Origin of the sequence: Geodermatophilus tzadiensis (assembly GCF_003002915.1) — a bacterium.
GTDB classification, from domain to species: Bacteria; Actinomycetota; Actinomycetes; order Mycobacteriales; family Geodermatophilaceae; genus Geodermatophilus; species Geodermatophilus tzadiensis.
Map to the genome: position 1 here is coordinate 1 of NZ_PVTG01000030.1, position 4455 is coordinate 4455.

The window sequence follows — 4455 nt, forward strand, 5'->3', positions numbered from 1 at the left end:
CACCCGCTACGACAAGCACGTCCGCAACTACGCCGGCGCGCTCAACCTCGCCGCGCTACTGACCTGGCTCCCTTGATCCGGCAGAAACTCCCTAGGCGCAGGCGGAGCGCGGTGCAGGGATGGGCCACCTTCCGCCACAGCTGGAGCGGTCCGCGCCGGCGCGCCGCGATCGTGAAATGAGCTTAGCGCCTCACCGGGTTTCGCTGGCGGCAACGCTATCCGGTTGCGTTCGAGGATGCGATTCAAGGCGAAGTCTGTGCAGCAGGGTGCCGATCAGGACGCCAACAGCCACTCCGCTGAGTCCGACGGCCGGAGACAGCCACTGCGGGCGGGCAGCTGAGCCGTTGGCCGGTGCCGGTGCAGGTGCAGGTGCCGCCGGCTCGCCTGCCGTGGGCCTCCCTAGCCGATCCGCCTCAAATGCCTCAACGACTTCACTGCCGCTGCGGGCGTCTTCGTCCATGCGCTGGCGCAGAACGCGACTGATGATCGCCACCAGGACATAGACACCGAGGACCGTCATGAGAAGGCCCAGAACGCGGCTGCCGGGACTGGCTACTCCTAAGCCCTCGGGATCGCCACCGATCAGTCGACTGATGAGCCAATACACGGCGTCTCCGTACGAGGCCGGAACGCCATCACAGGTTGACGCACAGAGCCGTTTCTCTTCGCCAGCGACCAACCAGGCCGCGACAAGAACAGCCAAGGTCGTGGCGCCCAACATGAGACCGACAGCGCTTCCGGGCAACCTCCCGGGCGCGGCCCGCAGATGCCATCGCGGCGCACCAGGGCGGAAGGCGACCAGGACTGGATGGTGAGGGGAGAGCTGACTGACGCAGAGACTGGCTGACTCACCTTGCGGTGAGTGGTGCGTCAGGCCGGCGCGCAAGATCAAGACTCTATGGTGTGGGCCTGGTGCAGCGGCGAGGATGTCACTGACAAGAGTTCTAGCTGCCTGCGCTCCTTGGGGGCTGTGAAGCATGGTGATCGTCCAGTGTTCAACGCGCAGCTGGCCGATAGCTACGTCGACCAAGCGCCTTCGTCCAGCGGTAGCCGAAGCTAGTTGACGAACAGTAAGGACCAGCGCTGCGACGAGGTACCCGAGCAGGGCTGCGGCAATCGCGACGAGGCTCGCGGTCCTCAGATGCAGGAGGGCAAGCACTATTCCTGCTGCCAAGAGAGCCATGAGCGCGGCCATGAAGCACAGAACGTCCCAGTGCCTGTCCAGCATCCGGAGAAGCTTGAGGTCCGTGGGCGCCTGTCGTGGGGCATCCTCGGGGGGCGCGAGGACTGCATACCCGCCAGATAGGTCTGTCCGCAGGTCCTCGTCATGCGCGGCCAGATACAGGACGACGGGAACTGGCGCTCGCACGCGGAGGAACCAGGCGGGGCCACGCGGCCGCAGCGTATCCCGCACTGCGGACCAGTTCGGTGACCGCTTCAACTCCAAGGCGAGAGTCCGACATTGCGTATAGGAAAGCGCGGCGATAACGGTCACCACGGTGTCACCTCCACTCCGAGCTGGACTTGCGCAGACGGTGCCATGCAGGCCCCGCGCGAGCTCTCAGCACTCGGCCGGGCGTTCCGGGCCACGCCGAAGGTGATGCGCTCGCACTGCCCAGCCAGGCCGAGCCTAGCTGCTGTCAGAAGTCATCTCTTCTCAGAAACGGGGATAGAATCGCGATAGCGGGCTCTCCGCCTGATCCCTTTCCTCAAGCGCGGCTCGCGCCTGTGTGGCGATCTCTTGTCGATGCAAGTACAATTGCGGAACGAATGTGGCGAAGGTGTGGTCGTTACTGGCCCCAAGGACCCCCTCGATGCCGCGGCGGCGAAGCCGTTGGGCTTGCCGCAGCAGGACGCCATCGGCGCCGCTCGGGTTGCGACCGCCGCAGAGCAGGCGGAAGCCGTGCGCCTGGACCGTGTCTCCGACCAGTCGACAGAGACGCCGATCCGTCAAGGCGATTCGCGGCGCTCCGATGGTGACCATGCCGCCGAGCGCCCAGTCGAGCTAAGGTAGGTTCACCGGCGCCACGGAAACGTTATCAAACTTCACAGCAGCGCCGTAGGTGCATCCGGTACGCGTCGGGTGGTCATCGACACGGGCCAACGGTGTCATCGGCGGCTGACAATCCGTCTGACTATCGGCCGCAGACGGTCTGTAAGAGGGGACCTTGAGCAGTCCGCAACCGACGTGAGTGGCGGCCGGTTCAGGCGGTATTTCGGTCAGATGAGGCGGATTCTGCACCGCTGGAACGCATCGCTTGGGTGTCATCGCGCGGAGCACCGGGCGTGGGCGCTCGTCGCGTTCGTCGTGGCACCCTCGGTCCTCGCCCCAGGAGCGCATTGCGGCACAGCCCAGCTCGACGGTCGATCTGCTGGTGGAACTGCTCGACGAAGGCTTGCTGATCGACGGTGAGTTGGCCGGCCGTGCCTTCCTCGTCCAGGACGGCTTGGGCGGCTGCCGGCACGGCTTCGACGACGGCTGTCACCCTGTCGAGGACGGTCGATTCAGGGAGTCGGCTGGCCGTAGCCAAGCTGGCCCATGCCGTTCGGTCAAGCTCGTCGAGGCGTGCCTTGCCGCCGATGGACATGGCAAGACGAGCGGAGTGAGTGCTGACCTGGCCTGGTGACATGCCCCGCCTGGTCGCCGTCAAGTAGGGCAAGACGCTGTTGATGTCGTACAGCGGCGCGAGACGGACAGCAGGTCCTGAAAGTAGGAGGCTGTAGTTCTTGGCGTGCGCATCGGTCGCGGCCAAGACCCAGGACAGGGCCAGTGCGTCCAGGAACGTGCCGATGGCTGCCTCGGCATAGGTGGCGGGCATGACACGTCGCAACAGGCTGACGATGTCGGCGGCTCCTGGGCCCCCCTCGGCTTGGTACTTGTTCGCGGGCATCACCCCCAGTGCCTGACAGAGGTCTTCCTGGTGCAGCCGCAACAGCTGATCGCCCGCACGGATCCGGTCGTATCGCTCGACGGCGATGACTTGTTGCCCGCCGATGGTGCGCACTTGGGAGGAGGCTGCAGGCAGGTCGAGGTGACGCGCGATGCGCAGGCACAGGTGCTCGTTGATCTCTTGGTAGGCGAGGGAGGGCATGGGAGGTTTGAGGATGTGCGTGCTGGGCTCGCGCCCCCACGGCTCGCTCCACCGCTGCCCGTCCCAGTGCAGCGCCACCTTCGCCTGGGCACCGGCGAGTGAGAATTGTCCGCCCTCGTGCAAGGGGGTCCACGCCGCTGGGTCGGCGGCGAGGGCTCGGAGCAGGTCTCCAACCTCCGCGTCGGTCAGCGGGGTGAGCCCACCTTGCGGGACCTGCTCGAGCTGATCCTCTCGCAGGAACTGCACCGCACCGGCGCAGTCGGCCCCTACGTGGGCGAGTAAGGCGTATGGAGACCCGGCCGATACCTGGTACTTGGCCGCCCATCGGGCAAGGACCCGGTCGTTGTCCGGAAGTAGGTTGGCCAGCCATGCCAGCAGCGGCCGTCCGCGATGCTCCTCCTCGGTGAGAGGAAGCTTGATCGACAAGGGCGTGGCGGTGCGACTGGACGCGTAGGCCGTGTCGTACCGCAGGCTTACACGTCCTTGCTCGTCCCGGCGTAGCCAACCTGCTGGCTGGCCGGACATGAGCACGCGCAGCTGGGAGGGCGTGCGCCCGCGCTGCGGTTGGCTCGTTGTCATGATCCTCGGTGGGCGTTGAGTAGGGCGTCTAGGTCTATTTGGGGTTGGCGGTCGGACTGTTGGGCCGTTTCGGCGCGGTCGGTGAAGGTGAGGTCTGCCTCCAGCGCTGCCGCTAGCCGCAGAACAACGTCCCATGTCGGGTTGGCACTACCGCGCTCCAGGCCCGCGAGCCACTGGCGGGAGAGTCCTGCCCGGCGAGCCACCTCCAGTTGGGTCAGTCCCTTGCGTAGACGTGCAGCACGTATGGCGTTCCCTAGGTCCTGCACCGTGCTGAGCTGCACTCAGGCCTCCTCCGCGATCCTGTGTCAACTATGTGCGACATGGTCAGCGTGTCAACCATCGGCGACATCGTGGCGATGTCAACCACCGACGACATCGCCGCAATGTCAACTATCGGCACCACGCACGGAAGCTGGAGTCCATCACCCGGGAACCCAGACAAACGACCGACAGGATGCGCCGAGGGGCCACCGTGAGCGAGCGCTCGGCCTCGCCGGCCTGGAGCGGTTGCTCCAACTCAGTCGCGCGCCAGGCGTGAATGCATGCCGCTACGGGGGCGCCGCATGGCATCGACTGCTCAACGGACAGGGCCGACGGGCGCCCGGGTCGAGATTCCCAGACCTCCTCCCCCGATGCGGCGGAGCTGACCTCGACCGAGGTGCCGTGGGGCTGAGCGGGCCGCCAATGCGGCTAGAGCGTGTCTCACGGATCTTGTTGGTTGGAGTCGGCGGGCTCCGGGCGATGCGACAGCATCGATGCGTGGTCTCCGATGAGGCGTGGGCGT

Annotated in this window: 3 protein-coding genes; all 3 read right to left on the minus strand. The window is 66.1% G+C overall.

Features of this window, described 5'->3' with window-relative positions:
* Nucleotides 1-190: 190 nt before the first annotated feature.
* Nucleotides 191-607, minus strand: a complete 417-nt coding sequence (locus tag LY71_RS23255) for a hypothetical protein (protein ID WP_146146228.1) — start codon at nt 605-607, stop codon at nt 191-193.
* A 1597-nt stretch (nt 608-2204) separates the two neighbouring features.
* A complete protein-coding gene (locus LY71_RS22980) occupies nt 2205-3671 on the minus strand; it encodes a type II toxin-antitoxin system HipA family toxin (RefSeq protein ID WP_170121463.1) in 1467 nt (488 codons plus the stop codon).
* Nucleotides 3668-3952: a helix-turn-helix transcriptional regulator gene (locus tag LY71_RS24775; protein WP_106282242.1), complete on the minus strand. Its 285-nt coding sequence runs from the start codon at nt 3950-3952 to the stop codon at nt 3668-3670. The genes LY71_RS22980 and LY71_RS24775 overlap by 4 nt, the downstream gene beginning before the upstream one ends.
* Between the last annotated feature and the right edge of the window lie 503 nt (nt 3953-4455).

Coding starts and splice junctions, on each gene's coding strand:
- LY71_RS22980 (WP_170121463.1), bottom strand. CDS start 3,671: ATGACAACGAGCCAACCGCAGCGCGGGCGCACGCCCTCCCAGCTGCGC.